Origin of the sequence: Endozoicomonas euniceicola, from assembly GCF_025562755.1 — a bacterium.
Taxonomy (GTDB): Bacteria; Pseudomonadota; Gammaproteobacteria; order Pseudomonadales; family Endozoicomonadaceae; genus Endozoicomonas_A; species Endozoicomonas_A euniceicola.
Genome location: NZ_CP103300.1, coordinates 3502715 through 3521291 on the forward strand (window position 1 = coordinate 3502715; position 18577 = coordinate 3521291).

At 47.0% G+C, this 18577-nt stretch carries 16 protein-coding genes and 2 pseudogenes; 6 read left to right on the top strand and 12 right to left on the bottom strand.

Annotated features, from left to right (window positions below; genetic code table 11):
* Positions 1-111 precede the first annotated feature (111 nt).
* Both NX720_RS14230 and NX720_RS14235 read right to left on the bottom strand, forming a co-directional pair.
* Complete coding sequence (locus tag NX720_RS14230; RefSeq protein ID WP_262595468.1) at positions 112-504, bottom strand: 2TM domain-containing protein; 393 nt, start codon at positions 502-504, stop codon at positions 112-114.
* A 592-nt stretch (positions 505-1096) separates the two neighbouring features.
* The gene (locus NX720_RS14235; protein WP_262595469.1) at positions 1097-1612 is read right to left on the bottom strand and encodes a GNAT family N-acetyltransferase; all 516 of its coding nucleotides are present in this window, start codon (positions 1610-1612) and stop codon (positions 1097-1099) included.
* A gap of 349 nt (positions 1613-1961) precedes the next feature.
* Here NX720_RS14235 and NX720_RS14240 point away from each other — a divergent pair, with 349 nt between their 5' ends.
* Positions 1962-2375 carry a hypothetical protein gene (locus NX720_RS14240; protein WP_262595470.1) on the top strand — a complete coding sequence of 138 codons (414 nt, stop codon included), beginning with the start codon at positions 1962-1964 and terminating at the stop codon, positions 2373-2375.
* 47 nt (positions 2376-2422) lie between these two features.
* Here the strand turns inward: NX720_RS14240 and chrA are convergent, their stop codons facing one another.
* Positions 2423-3598 (bottom strand): chromate efflux transporter, encoded by a 1176-nt coding sequence (gene chrA, locus NX720_RS14245; RefSeq protein WP_262595471.1) that lies wholly within the window; start codon positions 3596-3598, stop codon positions 2423-2425.
* 103 nt (positions 3599-3701) lie between these two features.
* Between chrA and NX720_RS14250 the strand changes: the two genes are divergently transcribed.
* Complete coding sequence (locus tag NX720_RS14250) at positions 3702-4448, top strand: YdcF family protein (RefSeq protein WP_262595472.1); 747 nt, start codon at positions 3702-3704, stop codon at positions 4446-4448.
* Position 4449: 1 nt separating this feature from the next.
* Here the strand turns inward: NX720_RS14250 and NX720_RS14255 are convergent, their stop codons facing one another.
* Together NX720_RS14255 and tnpA (NX720_RS14260) are read right to left on the bottom strand one after the other, a co-directional pair.
* The gene (locus NX720_RS14255; protein WP_262595474.1) at positions 4450-5865 is read right to left on the bottom strand and encodes a class II fumarate hydratase; all 1416 of its coding nucleotides are present in this window, start codon (positions 5863-5865) and stop codon (positions 4450-4452) included.
* An 843-nt stretch (positions 5866-6708) separates the two neighbouring features.
* Entirely contained in the window at positions 6709-7137 is a 429-nt protein-coding gene (tnpA, locus tag NX720_RS14260) for an IS200/IS605 family transposase (protein ID WP_262595475.1), read from the bottom strand.
* A 65-nt stretch (positions 7138-7202) separates the two neighbouring features.
* Here tnpA (NX720_RS14260) and NX720_RS14265 point away from each other — a divergent pair, with 65 nt between their 5' ends.
* Complete coding sequence (locus NX720_RS14265) at positions 7203-8375, top strand: RNA-guided endonuclease InsQ/TnpB family protein (RefSeq protein ID WP_262595476.1); 1173 nt, start codon at positions 7203-7205, stop codon at positions 8373-8375.
* Positions 8376-8629: 254 nt separating this feature from the next.
* On the top strand, positions 8630-9904 hold the full coding sequence (locus NX720_RS14270; RefSeq protein WP_262595477.1) for a hypothetical protein: 1275 nt from the start codon (positions 8630-8632) through the stop codon (positions 9902-9904).
* Between the two features lie 331 nt (positions 9905-10235).
* Here NX720_RS14270 and NX720_RS14275 read toward each other — a convergent pair whose 3' ends face one another.
* Positions 10236-11039, bottom strand: a complete 804-nt coding sequence (locus NX720_RS14275) for an enoyl-CoA hydratase-related protein (protein WP_262595478.1) — start codon at positions 11037-11039, stop codon at positions 10236-10238.
* 327 nt (positions 11040-11366) lie between these two features.
* On the opposite strand from NX720_RS14275, the pseudogene NX720_RS14280 reads away from it, so the two are divergent.
* Positions 11367-11732, top strand: a pseudogene (locus NX720_RS14280) (IS1634 family transposase); the annotation flags it as partial.
* Between the two features lie 175 nt (positions 11733-11907).
* Complete coding sequence (locus NX720_RS14285) at positions 11908-12864, top strand: hypothetical protein (protein WP_262595479.1); 957 nt, start codon at positions 11908-11910, stop codon at positions 12862-12864.
* 382 nt (positions 12865-13246) lie between these two features.
* Here the strand turns inward: NX720_RS14285 and NX720_RS14290 are convergent.
* The 6 genes and pseudogenes from NX720_RS14290 to tnpA (NX720_RS14315) all read right to left on the bottom strand — a co-directional run.
* Positions 13247-13589 (bottom strand): annotated as a pseudogene (locus NX720_RS14290) (IS1634 family transposase); the annotation flags it as partial.
* A gap of 9 nt (positions 13590-13598) precedes the next feature.
* Positions 13599-15113, bottom strand: a complete 1515-nt coding sequence (lnt, locus tag NX720_RS14295; RefSeq protein WP_262595480.1) for an apolipoprotein N-acyltransferase — start codon at positions 15111-15113, stop codon at positions 13599-13601.
* A 33-nt stretch (positions 15114-15146) separates the two neighbouring features.
* Positions 15147-15992 carry an HlyC/CorC family transporter gene (locus tag NX720_RS14300; RefSeq protein WP_262595481.1) on the bottom strand — a complete coding sequence of 282 codons (846 nt, stop codon included), beginning with the start codon at positions 15990-15992 and terminating at the stop codon, positions 15147-15149.
* Between the two features lie 139 nt (positions 15993-16131).
* On the bottom strand, positions 16132-16596 hold the full coding sequence (gene ybeY / locus NX720_RS14305) for an rRNA maturation RNase YbeY (protein ID WP_262595482.1): 465 nt from the start codon (positions 16594-16596) through the stop codon (positions 16132-16134).
* Positions 16593-17681, bottom strand: coding sequence for a PhoH family protein (locus tag NX720_RS14310; protein WP_262595483.1), 1089 nt, complete (start codon positions 17679-17681; stop codon positions 16593-16595). The genes ybeY and NX720_RS14310 overlap by 4 nt, the downstream gene beginning before the upstream one ends.
* 431 nt (positions 17682-18112) lie before the next feature.
* The gene (gene tnpA, locus NX720_RS14315; protein WP_262595484.1) at positions 18113-18541 is read right to left on the bottom strand and encodes an IS200/IS605 family transposase; all 429 of its coding nucleotides are present in this window, start codon (positions 18539-18541) and stop codon (positions 18113-18115) included.
* Positions 18542-18577: the final 36 nt, after the last annotated feature.

Sequence of the window (18577 nt, forward strand, 5' to 3'; positions counted from 1 at the left end):
AGTCAGTCGTGATGAATAAAAAAGCTCTTACCATCTGCCAGATTTTATCATCAAAATTCTGGCAGACGGTAAGAACCATTAACGACTAAATAAACGAGTGGAGCACATAGGTCATGTGTCGTTTTTCGAGTTTTTACCCAGTCTTTTCTCTATCTGTTTCCGCTCCCAGTTCGGCCCAAAAAGGTTAAAGACCTCAAAAACGCTGAGACCATGAGAGACAACACCAATGCCCCAACCCAATGCGACCCACTTAGCCCATAAGTAATCAGGCGATACGAAAAAATTCAGAATAAAAAGTGCACCGACGATCAAAGCATAAGAAGTGGCATGGGAGTAAAATGCCTTGATATCACGAACATGCTCTATCACTTGCTGCTCTTCTGTTGATAACTTTGTTTCAGTGCTCATCTCTTTTTCCCCGGACAGTTCTGAAAGGTCAATCTGAAAAACCGCAGCTAAAGATTTTAACAAACCTTGCGAAATTCTCCATCCATAGCCTCTCATTGGGAGCGGAGCGACCTTTGACGGTTTGGATGGAGATGGATGGCGAGGCTTGCGTAGAGCAAGCCCGCCACCTTTTGTGACACCCTCTTTATGTGTTGGAGGGCCGTCACGGTGCCTGTTCCATCATCTAAGATATACTATTTCTCTGAGGGTTACAGGCGCATGAGCTTTATACAAAAAGCCACTTTATACATATCAATATCCCTTTTCCCTACATTACTGGTTGGTGATGATATAATGATTTACTACGTCCAAATAGATAATAATCCGTTTATAATAAAGCTTGAGATTTATCCAGAACCCCATAGTGCCAGAGGATTCGTGCTTCCTATATGGTCTCTGTACAGTACTGTTGGCTCGATACTTCTTTATACCCTGAGAGATGTAAGGTTAGATTTGCCAAGAATGATCCTGACCGCCAGGTTAATTGGTCAAGATATCCATTCGGAACTTTCCTTCCAGATAATTTCATATGATTGCTACCGGAGGTAACAGAGCTGAACGGAGCAGTATCAAGTTCGTGTTTGCTTAACCCTTATCCGTTATGCGGCTTCTTGCAGGGCAGATCGGTAATACTTTCGTGGGTGTCGATTCATGCTCTTGACCAATAGCGGGCAATATTTATACCTGAGGTTTTCCCAAACCTGGTTGATTCATATTCACCGCCATTTTTTTCAATAACTTTTCTTGACGCAACGTTATTTTCATCAGCCGTGATAAGAATTTCTTTTATGTTTAATTTTCTTGCTTCTAAAAGACCCAATTGAAGCATTAAAGTACCAAAACCATTTTTCCTATATTTTGGTGCTATATCGTATCCAATGTGACCAAGTTCTTCTGCAAGATATTTACTATTAATGTTATGGCGTACCCTCAATGCACCTAAAATATTATTACTGTTGTCTATCAACCAGAAATGACTGCATGGTGAATATCCTTGAGGAAGGTTTTTGCCCTTTCTCTGTTCTGACAGTGAGTTAATATATTTTGATAAATTGATTTCAGCATCTGTATATATGAAATATCGATCAGGGTCATTATTTCTGATATCAGTTATAAAAATAGAAAATTCATTTTTCAAATTTTCATTTGGCTCAATTAATTGCATTTTGAACTCTTGTTGTTTAATAGCACATAGCACTTGGGAAACCGACTGACCAGCATTCCCCGTTCATCAATGACGCTACCGCCCCTCTCACCGGTAACGAGAAAGCTCTGGTTGAGAAAAGAACAGTCAGAGCCTGTTAAAAAGAATCACCAGAACAGGCGGTTAAACAATAACCGAACCGTTTAAGCTCTATCTCAACTGTCAGTTGGGCAGAGTTTGCCACAATACCCGACTAATGGTAACCAGTCTGTTAGAGCTGCTAACTTTTTCAACAGTAAATTGAACCATTCAGAACTAGGCTTATAAGTGAAGGAAACTTCTTCATCCACTGAACAAGGAGGTACAGTTTATGTTTGAAGGAATCGGATCACCTGTTAATACTACAGCCCGGCAGACCCGCTTACCGGGTCATAACAGGAACACGACATCTAACGGCCAGACCCGGACAGGTCGCAATGTTGAGCAAAAGTTTGGCCTGATAAATGCCCTGAGCAATTTACTTGAGGGATTGACAGAGTCGTTCAAACCCCTGGGTGATTTTCTCTGCAAACAATGGAAGAGCCTTACCAAGCTTGGCAGGGACACAAAACATCAGGCTAAGCAGGGACTCTATGATTTGCGTAAAGAAGTCGCTGGTTCAAAACTGGAGCGAGCCAAACTTGAAGCGAAAAAACAGAAAGAAGATCTGCAATACAAAGGAACAGAGCGGGCTGGTGCTATTAAGAACCACCTTAAGGGCGGTCTTAGTCGTCTGTTTGACTAACCCCCAACCGGAGTAGTGGCCAGAGGCTGTACTCCGGACTTATCCTATCAAAACAGAATGAAGCCAATGCCTGCGTACAGCAGTACCATCAGAGCAACCGGCAACTTCCAGACAGCCAGCAGCAGGTAGGCCAGCAACGCGAGCGCAACATCTTCCGCCCCTTTAATCGCCAGTGTAATAACCGGGTCGTACAATGCGGCCAGTAGCAAACCAGTGACCACGGCATTGATACCATTGATGGCAGAACGCAGTGTTGGCATCGCCTTCAGTCGGTTCCAGAATGGCCAGGCGGCAGCCAGCAATAAAAAAGAGGGCGCGAACATGGCAACCAGGGCAACCAGGGCGTTACTCAGACTAAAGCTGCCACCAAAAACACCACCCAGAAAAGGGGCCAGGGTAAACATGGGCCCCGGCACGGCCTGCGCAGCGCTGTACCCTACCAGAAACGCGTCAGCCGTTACCCCAGCGTCGTGTACCAGCTCAGCTTGAAGCATCGGCAGAACCACGTGACCCCCACCAAAGACCAGAGCGCCAGAGCGGTAGAAACTGTCAAACAACTGCACAGCAGAGTTATCAGACTGTGCTGCAATAACCGGAATTACAAGAATGCCTGCAACAAACAAAACGGCTGCAGCAAAGGCTATGCGCTTACGCCCCTTAACCTCTGGTAATGGATTGGTATAGGTATTGTGGTTGTAAATAACATAACCGGCTATTGCCCCCGCGATAATGACAGTCATCTGCATGGCGACGCCTGGCACCATTAACATCAGGCCGGCGGTGATGATGGCCATCGTCACCCGTGGGCGGTCAGGGCAGAGAGACTTGCCCATTTTAATCAGCGCGTCAGCCACCACAGCCACCGCAAACAGTTTTACACCGTGCAAAATTCCCATGGCGGAGGAAAGCCCGGACACTTCACTGTAACCCATGGCCAGCAAGACCATAAGAATGGCTGAAGGGAGTGTGAAACCTGTAAAGGCTGCCAACGCACCCGGCAAACCTGCGCGGTCAAAGCCAATGCTGATACCCACCTGACTGCTCGCAGGTCCGGGCAGCATCTGGCAAAGGGCAACGGTATCAGCGTATTCCTGCTCACTTAACCATTGTCGTTTTTCAACAAACTCCCGGTGGAAATAACCGATGTGCGCTGTTGGCCCACCAAAGGCATAGCAACCCAGAGTCAGGAAACGGATAAACACTTCAAAACAATTTTTCAGCATGGGTGATCAGGCATCTTGTTATTTGGAATCAGACATTTTAAAAAAAGAATACATTGATTAATCTATGTTGATAAACAACTTCTGGATTTTTATGAAACCTGTCATGCGATGGTGTTTAAAGCAAAGCCTGCTGCTGCCGGCTTTGCTGTTATGGATGATTGCTGTGGGACTGATCTTTAAGACAACACTGGGATGGCTGCCCTGGCTGGCGCTGTTTTCTTTGTACCTGTTGTCGACCACGCCGGTTGCTACGGTTCTCAATAAAGGGCTTGAGTGGTATGAAGCCCTGGATACTGAGTCCTGCAAAGAGGCTGATGCCATTGTGATCCTGGGGGCTGGATATCCCCGCTACCGACCCGAGTACAAAGGCTTTCAACCGACTGCCCTGTCTCTGGAGCGTATTCGTTACGGCGCAACAGTGCATCGCCAGTGTGGCGTGCCTTTGCTGACCAGTGGTGGCGGCGCAAGGTCTGAAGCTGAAACCATGGCGGAAACATTGAGTAACGATTATGGCGTCAAAACCCGCTGGCAGGAAAAGCAAAGCCTGACCACCTGGCAAAATGCCCTCTACAGTTACGACATGCTAAGCAGGGATTTGGGGAAAGAAGACCTTCGCATTATTCTGGTGACTCATAGCTGGCACATGCCCCGATCCGTTTTAAGTTATCAGAAGATGGGGTTTGAGGTGATTCCTGCTCCGACAGTGTTTCCCTGGTCAGAGGTGCCATGGAAAAAACTCAGGTACTGGATGCCCCAGACTCGCAACCTGAGAAACAGCGAAATCGCTCTGCACGAGTATCTGGGACTAGCCTGGTACTGGCTCAGTGACCGGCTTCATATCGATAACTGAATTACTTTCTGCTAATGCCGCCTTTGGTGAGTTGGGCGGGATCAAGAATCTCTTTCAATTCCTGTTCCGACAGATCGGTTTTCTCCTTCGCAACGTCCAGAATAGAGCGTTGTTCTTTATAAGCCTGTTTGGCAATTTCCGCCGCTTTCATGTAACCAATGATCGGGTTGAGAGCCGTTACCAGAACCGGGTTGCGGTCAAGGGATTCGTGAATGTTCGCTTCCCGCACCCTGAATCCTTTGATGGCTTTGTCAGCCAGAATGGTGCTGGCATTGCTGGCCAGTGTGATGGATTGCACCAGGTTATTCGCCACCAGTGGCAACATAACATTCAGCTCAAAATTACCGGACTGGGCAGCTATGGCGACGGAGGTATCCAGCCCGATTATTTGCGCGGCCACCATGGTGGCAGACTCTGAAATCACCGGGTTGATCTTGCCGGGCATAATACTGGAACCCGGTTGCAGTGCAGGCAGTTCAATTTCACCAATGCCCGACAATGGGCCACTGTTCATCCAACGCAGATCATTGGCAATCTTCATCAGGCTGACCGCTAATCCCCGGAGGCTGGCAGACAGCTCCAGGGCGGTAGCGGGAACACTTTGGGCGGCGAAAAAATTTGGGGCGGGTGTGAATGGTAAACCGGTGTCCTTTGCCAGAGCATCGCAGACCGTCTGTGAATAGTCCGGGTGAGTATTCGTTCCTGAACCAACGGCTGTTCCCCCCAGTGTCAGTTGCAACAGGCGGGTTTGCGTGGTTTTCAGGCGCTCCTGATCCTGCTGTAGCAACGCTTTCCAGCCACCCATTTCCTGAGCAAAAGTAACAGGCATCGCGTCCATGGTGTGAGTGCGTCCGGTTTTGACAATCGAACCAATGTCCTGAATGCGCTCATCAAGGGTTCTGATCAGGTGTGAAAGCGCGGGCAGAAGCTGACGCTCCACAAGCAGGGCAGAAGTCACATGAATGGCTGAAGGAATCACATCATTGCTGCTCTGACCAAGGTTTACATCATCGTTTGGGCTGACAGGTGTTGTACCGTTGTTTCTGGCAAGCTGGCTGATCACTTCATTGACATTCATATTGGTGCTGGTGCCAGAACCTGTCTGATAAACATCAATGGGGAACTGGCTGTGAAAAGAGCCAGGGTACTGCGCTGCGATGACCTGGTTCGCCGCTTTGATGATGGATCCGGCCTTGTCGTTTGAGAGCAAACCCAGCGACAGGTTGGCAGAAGCGGCCGCTTTTTTGATATGGGCAATGGCAGTGATAAACGCTTCGGGCAGGGATTGCCCACTGACCGGGAAGTTATCCACAGCCCGCTGGGTTTGCGCGCCATATAACGCATCAACGGGAACAGCGACTTCTCCCAGGCTGTCTGTTTCGATCCTGACATCGTTTGAGTTGGTTGATGTACTCATAATGGTGAGCCCTGTGGTAGTGATCATTGAACATGTCTGACTGCTTTAATGATTTTTAACGAACCTTGCGAAATTCTCCATCCATAGCCTCTCATTGGGAGCGGCGCGACCTTTGAAGGTTTGGATGGAGATGGATAGCGAGGCTTGCGTAGAGCAAGCCCATGTACTAACTTCAGTGCACTGCGAAACCCTGCATAATGGGCTTGGTGGCTGAGACAACAGCCTACTCGACAGACAGATAAGCCTCTGGACAAATACTCAAGCGTCACCGTTGCTGGACTAACTACGAGAAACAAATCAGGAAAACACAACCGTTTTCTGGCTTCTACCGCCGATGCGCTGGGACACAGCGTATGTGTAAAGAGTTCCCCTGTCGTGGTTCGGCAACCTGTACGACAGCGAGAGGCTATGTTATTTGACATAGTGGGTCGCACGTAATTCCCGATTAGAAGCCCCCACTAGAATCGGCTTGCCGATTTAGTGGGGGGAGTGTGTCACGCAGTATTCGACAATGTGCAAAGTTATCCTGAATGCAGGATGTCATCAGTCACCACAACCACCAAGCCCGGAGGAGCAATCACCAGACCTGGGGTGATAAGTAGTCTTATTTTCTGTTTTTGAGGATTGGGCTGGCTTTATAGCTCCTCTGGAGATGGGTAAATCAATAGTCCTTTTGCCTATTTCCTTTTCTACGGCGATGTCGTACGCAGATTTTTCTTCTTTGTTACGGTAGTTTATGAAGACATGCGCTTTTTGGTTTTCCAAAAGTTTAGCAAAATCGTCGTAAACCCTCGCCCAATGCGGGCGGGGATATAAGACGGGAAGGCGCAGAGCCTTCCGCCATCAATCTGGTGTACTCTGGCTATTAACGTAGTCCTTCAGAGTCTCGATAGTTGCACCGCCAGCACTGCAAGCAAAGTAAGACCTTGACCACATTAAGCCTGCTTTGCTCTGAGCAGTAAGGTGGGTATTCAGCATTCGCAACCGTCTTGATGATGTTGATTTGAGATTATTTACCATGACACTGATAGCCAGTTTTGGTGGGTAGGCCACCAACGGGTGTACGTGATCTTTTTCGCCATCCATTTCAAGTAACTGGCATTCCAGTTTTTCACATGCACTCTCGAACGACTCCCGTAACTGCTTGATCATATAGCCATCAAAAAGCTTTCGCCTGTACTTTGTCGTGAACACCAAATGAACAACCAGCTTGGTAACGCTATGTCGTTTGCGAAGATACCCTTTAAGCAAATCTTTATTGTGTGCGCTCACTTGAAAACCTCTTTCAAATATCTGTAATATAAACTTTATATTAATGAGCACTGAAATAACGTTCCATGCTGAGAGCCACCAAAGTACGAATCTATCCAACATCAGAGCAGGCGGAATTTCTCGACCGTCAGTTTGATGCTGTGCGGTTCGTATGGAACAAGGCCCTGGCTATTAAGGTTCATTATTACAAGGTTCGTGGGCAGAGCCTTTCTCCCAAAAAACACCTGAAGCCCTTGCTGGCAAAAGCCAAGAAAAGCCGAAAGTACTCATGGCTGAAAAACGCTGACTCTATTGCACTGCAACAGGCCACTATCAATCTGGATACGGCCTTTCAAAACTTTTTCAATCCCAAATTGCAGGCAAGATTTCCTCGCTTCAAGAAAAAGCATGGCAAGCAAAGTAGCTACCATTGTACGTCTGTCTCTGTGGGCGATAACGGGATAAAAATCCCCAAGTGCAAGCCCATAAGGGCTAAAGTGCATCGTGAAATAGTGGGTAAGGTGAAGTCTATCACCCTGAGCAGAACGCTAACCGGCAAGTATTTTGCCTCCATATTGGCTGATGATACCCAGGAACAACCAAAACAGATTGATAATCTTGAAGCTAATCAGGTTGTCGGTGTTGATATGGGGATTACTGATCTGGCTATCACCAGTACCGGCCATAAGACTGGCAATCCTCGCTTTCTGAAAAAAGCACAACGTAACCTGAAAAGAAAACAACAGGCTCTATCTCGCTGCAAGAAAGGCTCAAGAGGTAGGCGCAAAGCCCGTTTATTGGTGGCAAAGGCGCATGAGCGTGTAGCCTTTGCCCGTAATGATTTTCAGCATAAGCTATCAAAACAACTCATCGACGAAAACCAAGCGGTGATTGTGGAGACACTGAAAGTTAAAAACATGCTCAAGAACAAGCGTCTTGCTCGTTCTATTGCTGATGCTGGCTGGCATTCACTGATAACCAAACTCGAATACAAGGCAAAGCAGGAAGGTAAACATCTGGTGAAGATAGACCAGTGGTTTGCATCCTCTAAAACTTGCTCAGTCTGCGATTTGAAACAGGAAAAAATGCCATTGAGAATCCGATCATGGGAGTGTAGCTGTGGTGCTATCCATGACCGGGATATTAATGCAGCTCGCAATATCAAGAAGCAAGGCATATTGAAATTAAAGGCGGAAGGACTGTCCGTTTCTGCTGATGGAGGCTTGCGTAAATCCGGCAGACTGTCGGTTGCTGCCTAAGAAATCAGAAGCCTCACCCGATAGGGTGGGGAGCAGTCACCAACCGCCTGCTCATTATATTTCTGGCAGGCTTTGATGAGAGGGGTGTTATTATTTGTAACTATTCAGCCCCTACACGATAGACTGGAATTTTTGTGATTGTGTGCCATTTTGAAAGGCAGTTTTCAGACATTTACCCGTCATGAGCCATGGCCAACAATTTTCTTAAAGTAAAACAGATCTAAATGTGTTCAATAATAAAAGGCTTCTCCAAATTGAATCGTGAAGAAAAAGTGAAATGCTTACTCGAACAGCAAGCCTTAGCACCTCACTTGGCAGAATCATTCCGGGAGTTTTTACATCCAAACAAGCAGCATTTATTTAACGATATTTCAGAGAACATCATCTCAAATTATATTTTACCATTTAGCATCGCACCTAACTTTCTGGTTAACGATAAAATATACTTGGTACCCATGGTTATTGAAGAAAGTTCTGTAGTGGCTGCGGCTTCAAAAGCAGCGAGCTTTTGGGCCAGAAATGGGGGCTTCAGAACAAAAGTGATAAATACACTTAAGAATGGTCAGATCCATTTTACCTGGATGGGCGATTGTGCCGCATTGAATTCGTTTAAAGATGAAATTCTTGAGCTAATCAATAATGTAACCGAGCGTATAACCAAAAAAATGCGCAAGCGAGGTGGTGGTATTATGGATGTTGAGTTCAAATCAATTGTCAACATGGCCAATACACATCAGGCTTTGATTAAATTCAAAACAGCCGATTCGATGGGTGCTAATTTTATCAATACCTGCCTCGAAACCATTGCGCCTCACTTGATGGACTTCATTAATCAACACCAACAGCTTAAAAGTGCTGAAGCCGCCAAAAGCATCATGTGTATTCTGAGTAATTACACCCCTGAATGTTTGGTTGAATGCACTGCTTCATGCGACATTGAACAATTACAACCCTATGCCGGTGACTATTCTGTGCAAGAGTTTGCTGAACGCTATAGAACAGCTGTTGAAATTGCAATTAACGACCCTTACCGGGCTGTAACCCACAACAAAGGTATTTTTAATGGCATTGATGCTGTGGTTTTAGCAACCGGCAATGACTTCAGAGCCATTGAAGCCGGAGCTCAAGCTTACGCTGCTCGATCAGGAAGCTATTCTTCGCTGACATCTTTAAATATCAATAACAATCAGTTCACCTATACGCTAAAGGTTCCGTTAGCTTTGGGTACTGTTGGAGGTTTAACCAATACGCATCCCATGGCCAAAGCCGCAATGCAGATTCTTCAACAGCCATCTGCGGAACAATTAATGCAGCTTGTTGCAGCTGCCGGCCTGGCCAATAATTTTGGAGCTGTAGCATCACTGGTTACCAGTGGTATTCAAAAAGGCCATATGAAGCTGCATTTGAGCAATGTGCTAAATCACTTAGAAGCATCTGAAGCTGAAAAATCATCCACCCTCAAACATTTTAAAGACACTGCGGTTAGTTACTCAATGGTGGAGCAATTTTTAAAAGAATTGAGAAAGTAATGCAAGAAGAAAGTTCAGAGGAATATTATGCGCATGAAAAGTTATTACTCACTGGCAGCTATTCCCTAAGAAATAAATAAACCAAGAAAATTTATACTTTTCTATGGCTGAAAAATTCAGGCCGAAGTCACCCACTCTGCTCCTGAAGCCGAACAATCTGCTCTTGCTGTCGGGCGATCAGTTCCTGTTGCTGAATGATGAACTCAAGCAGGTTTGGTGACAGGCCGTTGGCAGGAAGGGTAATCATAAGATTGAAGATTAGACGACAAGTTGAAGTTTTTCCTCATGTACCGATTTTCGAGCATATACTAATAATTTTCTCATCTCCTTCTCATTTATACCATTCGGGTTGACGCTTTTCAAAGAAGGCTTTAACACCTTCCTGACCTTCATCCGATTTTCTTGATTCTGCAATTTTGGCAAGGCAGAGTTCTTTTATTTCATGACTATTAAGCGGTGAACCTAACTCGTTAAGCAAATGCTTAGTTGAGGCCATGGCCTGAGAACCGTTAGCTTTAAATAAAGAGCATAAACCGTCAACTCTATCAGGAATGGCTTTGGCTGTTAATATTTCATGAATAAGGCCTAACTTCTTCGCTTTTTTAGCAGTAAAAGTTTGCGCACTAAGCATCAAGACTCTGGCTTGGGAAAGGCCAATTTTATTAACCACAAATGGTGCAATGGTGGCTGGCACCAAGCCAAGTTTAACCTCTGAAAACGATAGTTTCACATTGGATTCGGCAATAACATAATCGGCGCAAGCCAACAAGCCTAAAGCACCACCAATGGCATATTTTTCAACCCAGACGATAACAGGTCCGGGGAAGTTATTAAGTAACTCAAAGAGCTGGAAAAACAATGCAGCATCAGCTCTGTTCTCTTTGTCAGTTTGGTTAAGACCTTTTTTCATCCATCGTAAGTCGGCACCTGAGCAAAATACATTACCGGCTCCACGTATAACAAGTACTTTTTGTTTGTTGTCACATTTGATCTTTTCTAAACTAGCTATCAGGCATTTTAACATGTCTTTCGAAAGCGCATTCTTTCTTGACGAATCGTTAAGAAGGATATGGCTAATGCCATTTGACTGGTTTAATTTCACCAGGCCTTTATTGTTACATTCTGTAGATGCCATATTTTGTGTCCTTCTTTTCATCGTTATTATTGACATCCTCCTCGCCGTAAACGACGAGGATTCTTACAGCTAGACGGCAATGCCCTGCCGCAGTGCATCCCTTACCAGTAGCGGGACACACCTTATTCGCTTTCTTGCCCTACGGTTAAGATTGTCGAGTAAACGACACGGGCAAAAAACGGAGCTAATTTAGTTTTTTACTTTCCTGTCTTGGCAGCGTAATCGCTAAAACATCCAAGACAAAAAAAAGATAGTACAGAGAGCTTGCTTTGCAAGCTGAACTTACATCCCCTCACTAAAAGTAAGGGGTTTTTCGTTTGAAGTGATAAATCACAGCAGTCGGTAGAGCGTGGATTTCGGTTTCTGAAAAGCCCTGAATTTCTGGTCTCCTCGCTGTTTTTAAAGAAGCCGGAACGTATAGAAGCGTTGCTTATGATGATGACGCTTTGCCTGTTAGTCTACGCAGCGATACAGCATCGAATCAGGCATGAATTAAAGCGACAGAGTAGGTTCTTTCCGGATATGAAGCGAAAGCCCTGTCAGAATCCGACGACACGCTGGGTATTTTTTTGCTTTCAGGGAATTAATGTTTTATTGGTCGATGGTCATGAAAAACATGTCGTTGGCTTGCAGGAGAGGCAATTAACCATCATTTCAATTCTTGGTCGTCCGTATCAAGAGATTTATTCCTGATATGGGTGCTGAATGACGGAACTCTATTCAGTTGCGACCATTTTTTGTGGTAAATGACACCGGGAATAAGTTGTGATGAGATATCTGCAGTCCAATCATGCGGCTCGTTCTTTATAAAATTGACTACACTGATCTTTCTTATCCATGCATTCATTCGAATATCAGGTGGTTAAAATTGAAAGTTCTAAAGTTGATCTTACAGCAAGTCCTGTTTTTTTTGCTGGCAATAATGGCTCTGAATTTGCAGGCTACAAATAATTTCAAGTTTGTTAATAAGAAGAACAATCGACACACCGAGATCAAAGTAGAGAAAATTAAGGACGAAGGTCGCTATTATTTAAGGGTATATTCAGAGACCAGACTAGAGGGAGGTTCATTAATCATCAATTCGATGAGAATGCCATTAAAATCTAGCGGAACAGGAGGAGAGTTGCCCACTTCGGAATCTGGCGAAGAACAGGATGGTCAGCACCTGGTGTTTTCTCTTCTGACTCGTGAGCTGCTTATTCGGAAGTCTCAAACGGGTCATTCTGAACCTTGTCATATATTGATGCCGTTTGGTTTTTTTGCTGATGGCACTATAAGGATTAATGGATTACTGAGAAATGTGACTGTCCTCCAAAATATAAGCGGTAGCGACTTTGCTATTCACGGATATTTGAGCCCAGAACCTAACCGATCTTTTGGCCTGGAGCTGAATGAAGAGCAAGATGATCAGACTTCGGTTCATGTCATAGGCACAGTTGCATTCAATCCGGATGATGGCCAGCTTACGAGGTTTGATATTTCCCCTTCAGGACATAATACAAATACGACAGTGAATTTTAGAGGAGTTCTACAACCCTTTGACAGACCAAATGTCGTCAGTGAGCAGGGTTATGACGGGCAGAATGAGGGGGCGGTCGCAAGTGACGGAAATCAGGATAAAGAAGGCATAAAAGATGATCAACCGGATGATAGCCGGCCTTTTTCGATTAATATTCCAGCAAATGATCTGAGTCTTGTTGGTGGTTTGCAAAGCAGAACTCCAGCTGATCAATTAGATTCCAGAACAAGTGTGCTTGGCAGTGTGGAAGGAGCCGGAGCTTGGAATAAAGGTGACACTGGAGGTCATAGCCCGGCAGATCAATAAACAAGGGAAGGTTTATGTTTAACGAAAATTGCGAAATTCCTCCACCACAATAGCATTGCGCAGCCGCACTGACCGAACAAAGACTGGTCGCGCAGATGCTTCCAGCTGGCGGCAGCAATGGCCAGTGCGAAGACAGCATGAAGCAAGGCTACAGGCTGCCCGCGCACTGCCAATGCCCGGTGTAAACGGTAAGTTTCGAGTTATCCACATTTTCTGTGGAATTTTATGTGGAAAAGCCGGTAGAAACCGACCCTGGCAGTACTTCTGAATTGTCAACCCTGTAGCGGACCTGCTTCTGCAAATAATCCATAGTGGCATTGCGTAGCGAGGGTGTTGATCGCAAAGCACTTCTATTGCTCTCGCCATGTTCATAGCTGTTCATAAGTGCAGCATCGCCAATCAGATAATGATTATTCAGCGCCTCTTTGTAGCATTTCAAATGCTTGCTGATGACTTTTTTGAAATTAGTGTTGTCGTTTATTATTGCCACTGGATGCGGCCATGAATACGGGAATGCCCGCTTGATTTTCGGTCATTAAGAGCAGTATTGCCTGATTTAATTCGGGCCGGTGATCTCTGCTGTATCCACGACAGATTTTAATGCAGTTCAGGTCTTCTTCATCGACTTCAGATTCACTGTTATAACGGCCATCCACATGAAAGCTGGTTGAATCAAGGTTCAGAGCATTACACGGCAGTTTCAAGACATTAACGGCCTTGACAGCAGTGATAAATTAAGGCTTGCGACGGTTTCGGCAGGCAACCAGCACAATCATCAGCAGGCTTAATAACAATACCGGAAATGAACCAAGGCGCATAAAAGGTGTTATACCTTCCATAACCGGAACGTCACCACGCAGAACCCCCGCCTTGAAACGCTCAATGCTTTTAACGGTTTGCCCCCGGTCATTAATCAGGGCCGTTTTGCCATCATTGGTAGCGCGAATCATATAGCGTCCTGTCTCCAGTGAACGCATACGGGCAATCTGGTAATGCTGCAAAGGCCCGATGGAACGGCCAAACCAGGTGTCGTTACTGATCGTAATTAAAAGTCCACTGTCTTTTGCCTGCTCCGCCGCAAAGTCCGGGTACACCACTTCATAGCAGATATAGGGGGCAATGGTGGCTTCCGGTACTTCCAGTAATTCCTGATTGTGATCACCCTGGGAAAAGGCGCTCATGGGCAGGTCAAAGAAATCAATCAGCCCTCTCAGTATGGACTCCAGAGGCACGTATTCACCAAAAGGAACCAGTTTCTGTTTATAGTACCGTCCATCGCCTGTACCGATGGCAATAATGGCATTGTAATAACGGGGTTCGCCGGTACTGTTATCGTCCATTGGAATACCGGTGATAAACGCACTTCCACTGGCGTTAGCCTGACGATCGATTTGCTGTATTACAGGGCGGACGCTGCTGTAGAAAACAGGCAGGGCATTTTCCGGCCATATCACCAGATCCCGTCCCCACTCCTTTTCGGTCAGTTTAAAATAGGTTCGAACGGTATCTTCCAGATAGCCTGGCTTCCATTTAAGGCTTTGGGGAATATTACCCTGAATGGCGCTGAAACTGAGCTTGTCGGTTTGAGTCGTCCAGGTTATCTGGTTCAGGGGAAGGCTGATCAGCCAGGCAGCGGCAATGCTCACCAAAGCGATTACCTGTCCGGCAGAAAGACGACATTTGTCGATAAGGACAGAAGTCAGAAGACAGGCTGTAGTGATCAGTAACAGGCTCAGGCCGTAGACACCGGTCACCGGTGCCCAGCCCTGGAACGGTGTGTCCAGAAGGGCATAGCCCTGTAACAGCCAGGGGAACCCGGTCAGGAACCAGGTTCTGAACCATTCAAACAGTACCCAGACGCCCGCAAACAGGAAGGCTCGCTGCCAGGTGGTCGCCACCTTATAGCGATCCCGGAGTTTCACATAAGCAAGAAACAGGGGCGTGATAAAAATGCTGGTCAGGAACAGGGTAAATAACAGGGTCAGCGCAATGGCAAGGGGCACAGGGGCTGAACCGAACTCATGGATGCTGACGTAAACCCATGAAGTACCCGATCCAAACAGTCCGACGCCAAACATCGACCCGCGAACAAGGGCAGGGCGCAGCGCTTCTTTTTGGGTAAGAAAGAAAATACAGCCACTGGCCAGCAATAACACCGGCCAGTAATCATAAGGACTGAAAGCAAAAGTGAAGAGGACACCGGCAAGGGCTGCCATCAGGTGTCCGGGCAGTTTATTCTTCAATATCATCGGCCTGTCAGTCGCGAGAGGCAGTCGCGAGGGTTATTCGTGAGTGTCGGTCACCCGCAGTAATCGAATGCGGCGACCGTCGGAGTTAAGCACATCAAACCGAAAACCGGAAATTTCCACGTATTCGTTACGCTTGGGCATGTGTCCAAATTCCTGCATAACAATCCCGCCGATGGTATCGAACTCTTCACCGCTGAATTGAGCGTTGAAGTGCTCATTAAAGTCATCAATGGGGGTCAGCGCCTTAACGATAAAGGTATTGGCACTTTCTTCAACGGGTTTGATAAAGCTGTCTTCCTCGACATCGTGTTCATCTTCAATGTCGCCGACAATCTGTTCCAGAACATCTTCAATGGTCACCAGTCCGGCGACGCCGCCAAACTCATCAATCACGATGGCCATGTGGTTGCGGTTGGTGCGGAACTCTTTCAGAAGAACATTGAGGCGCTTGCTTTCAGGTATAAACGTGGCAGGGCGAAGGTGGTCTTTAATATTGAAGCGATTATTTTGCAGGATCAGTGGCAACAGGTCTTTTGCCAGCAGAATACCAATGATCTCATCCTTGGTGTCCCCGATCACCGGGAAGCGGGAGTGGGCGGATTCGATAATTTTAGGCAGGAAATCCCGGGGTTCCTGGTCTTCTTCCACGCAGACCATCTGGGAGCGGGGAATCATTATTTCCCGTACCTGCATGTCCGCCACCTGGACGGCCCCTTCAATAATGCTCAGGGCTTCGGTGTCTATAATGCCCCTGCTGCCGGCTTCGTTCAGGATTGACAGCAATTCACTTCTGTTTTTCGGGTCCTGACTGAAAAGGCCAGAGAGTTTATCCATCCACGATGGTGAGGGTTCTTCACCCGTTGGGGTTTCGTCGTTCATTACCTTTTCTTTAAATGTGGCTGTTTAAAAAACAGCTGTACCATCTTCATGACCAGAAACGGAGAGCGCCTCCGCTTCTGTCAGGCATCTGTCGTGTAGCCTGTCGAGTAGCAACTATACCCCGACAGAGTACGGTTCGTTAAACGGTTTCTGCGTAAGGGTCAGGGAAGCCAAGGCTTTTTACTATTTCAGTTTCCAGGGCTTCCATCGCTTCTGCTTCACTGTCGTCTATATGGTCATAGCCCAGCAGGTGCAGTGTGCCATGTATGATCATATGCGCCCAGTGCGCCTGCAGACTTTTTTTCTGTTCACCGGCTTCCCGTTCAACCACCGGAGCGCAGACCACCAGATCGCCCAGCAAGGGCAGTTCCAGCTCGGCGGGTAGTTCAGACGGGAATGACAGCACGTTAGTGGGCCCCTGTTTCTGGCGCCACTGCTGGTTCAGCTCTGCCCCTTCTTCGGTATCCACGATACGCAGGCTGATTTCTGCTTCGTCCCGGTGTGAGCCGACAGCCGCTTCTGCCCACTGCTGGAAGTCCTGTTCACCGGGCAACCGCTGACTGTCACTGGCAATCTGGATATCGATAAACACGTTGGCGCTCATGATGGGACGCTTGCCTCAGTTTGTGCCTGCTGCTGGCGCTGTTCATGCAAAGCCTTGCGTTCTTCGCGGCGCCTTTGCTGTTCCTGTTCCTGCTTCTGGTCGAATACGTCGTAAGCCTGAACGATGCGCTGAACCAGAGGGTGACGAACGACGTCTTTGGAAGAGAACCAGGTAAAGCCCATGCCGTCTACGTCTTTCAGCACGTCAATGGCGCTGAGCAGACCTGAGCGGGTTCCCCGTGGCAGGTCAACCTGAGTGACGTCACCGGTAATAACCGCGGTTGAGCCGAAGCCGATACGGGTAAGGAACATTTTCATCTGCTCGGATGTCGTGTTCTGGGATTCATCAAGAATAATGAAAGAGTTATTCAGGGTTCGACCGCGCATATAGGCCAGGGGTGCGACTTCAATCACATTCTTTTCGATCAGTTTGTCGACCCGTTCAAATCCCAGCATTTCATACAGGGCATCGTAAAGAGGACGCAGATAAGGGTCGATTTTCTGGGACAGGTCGCCGGGCAGGAAGCCCAGTTTCTCGCCAGCTTCTACCGCAGGACGAACCAGCAGGATTCGACGAATCTGTTCATCTTCAAGGGCCTGAACCGCAGCGGCAACAGCAAGGTAGGTTTTACCGGTACCCGCAGGACCAATGCCAAAGTTGATGTCGTGCTGAAGAATGGATTTAACGTAGTTCTGCTGGTTAGGGCCCCGTGGCGTGATCAGCCCTTTGCGGGTACGCAGGGAAACAACGTCGTCACTGCTTTCGGGTGCCGCAATGTATTCAATGGCTGATTCCTGTAGGAACAGGTGTACGGTTTCCGGTGTCAGTGGTGGTTGTTTGCCGGTTTCCCTGTACAGCCGTTTCAGAATTTCCCGGGCTGCTTTGATCGAGTCTGCACGACCTGACACGGAAAACTTGTTACCACGGTTGCGAACTTTAACGTGCAGGCGCTGTTCGATCTGTTTCAGGTTCTGGTTGAACTGACCGCACAGCTCGGCAAAACGCTGGCTGTCATCGGGTTCAAGGGTAAACTGACAGTGGCTTTCTGCCAGAGTATTGGAAGTGTTTCGGGTTTTGGCGTTCAAGTCGGGGATTCAGCTCTTACTGCGATTATTTGGGTTAAGCATATACCGCGGTCTGAAGGTTGGGTAGATCATGGCCGCGATATTGAGCCTATTTTACAGGATTTTTATAGAGAGTTTAGAGGGAGAGATTGTTGAAGGAGGGAAGTGGCAGATAATAATTTCTCTTGTCGTTCCCGAGCAGGCGGGAACGACAAGAGATGGGATTCGGCTCAATAAGGACTCTTTTTAGGGAAGCAGCAGAACATAATATACCGCTGTTGGCTGTTGGCTGTTGGCTGTTGGCTGTTGGCGGTTGGCTGTACGAGCAGCTAATAGCCAAAAGCCAACAGCCCGGTAAGTTATTGAATGCTGCGCCCCTTAGCAAAATCGTCGTAAACCCTCGCCCAATGCGGGCGGGGATATAAGACGGGAAGGCGCAGAGCCTTCCGCCATCAATCTGGTGTACTCTGGCTATTAACGTAGTCCTTCAGAGTCTCGATAGTTGCACCGCCAGCACTGCAAGCAAAGTAAGACCTTGACCACATTAAGCCTGCTTTGCTCTGAGCAGTAAGGTGGGTATTCAGCATTCGCAACCGTCTTGATGATGTTGATTTGAGATTATTTACCATGACACTGATAGCCAGTTTTGGTGGGTAGGTCACCAACAGGTGTACGTGATCTTTTTCGCCATCCATTTCAAGTAACTGGCATTCCAGTTTTTCACATGCACTCTCGAACGACTCCCGTAACTGCTTGATCATATAGCCATCAAAAAGCTTTCGTCTGTACTTTGTCGTGAACACCAAATGAACAACCAGCTTGGTAACGCTATGTCGTTTGCGAAGATACCCTTTAAGCAAATCTTTATTGTGTGCGCTCACTTGAAAACCTCTTTCAAATACCTGTAATATAAAGTT

Coding starts and splice junctions, on each gene's coding strand:
- NX720_RS14230 (WP_262595468.1), bottom strand. CDS start 504: ATGAGAGGCTATGGATGGAGAATTTCGCAAGGTTTGTTAAAATCTTTA.
- NX720_RS14235 (WP_262595469.1), bottom strand. CDS start 1,612: ATGCAATTAATTGAGCCAAATGAAAATTTGAAAAATGAATTTTCTATT.
- NX720_RS14240 (WP_262595470.1), top strand. CDS start 1,962: ATGTTTGAAGGAATCGGATCACCTGTTAATACTACAGCCCGGCAGACC.
- chrA (WP_262595471.1), bottom strand. CDS start 3,598: ATGCTGAAAAATTGTTTTGAAGTGTTTATCCGTTTCCTGACTCTGGGT.
- NX720_RS14250 (WP_262595472.1), top strand. CDS start 3,702: ATGCGATGGTGTTTAAAGCAAAGCCTGCTGCTGCCGGCTTTGCTGTTA.
- NX720_RS14255 (WP_262595474.1), bottom strand. CDS start 5,865: ATGAGTACATCAACCAACTCAAACGATGTCAGGATCGAAACAGACAGC.
- NX720_RS14265 (WP_262595476.1), top strand. CDS start 7,203: ATGCTGAGAGCCACCAAAGTACGAATCTATCCAACATCAGAGCAGGCG.
- NX720_RS14275 (WP_262595478.1), bottom strand. CDS start 11,039: ATGGCATCTACAGAATGTAACAATAAAGGCCTGGTGAAATTAAACCAG.
- lnt (WP_262595480.1), bottom strand. CDS start 15,113: ATGATATTGAAGAATAAACTGCCCGGACACCTGATGGCAGCCCTTGCC.
- NX720_RS14300 (WP_262595481.1), bottom strand. CDS start 15,992: ATGAACGACGAAACCCCAACGGGTGAAGAACCCTCACCATCGTGGATG.
- ybeY (WP_262595482.1), bottom strand. CDS start 16,596: ATGAGCGCCAACGTGTTTATCGATATCCAGATTGCCAGTGACAGTCAG.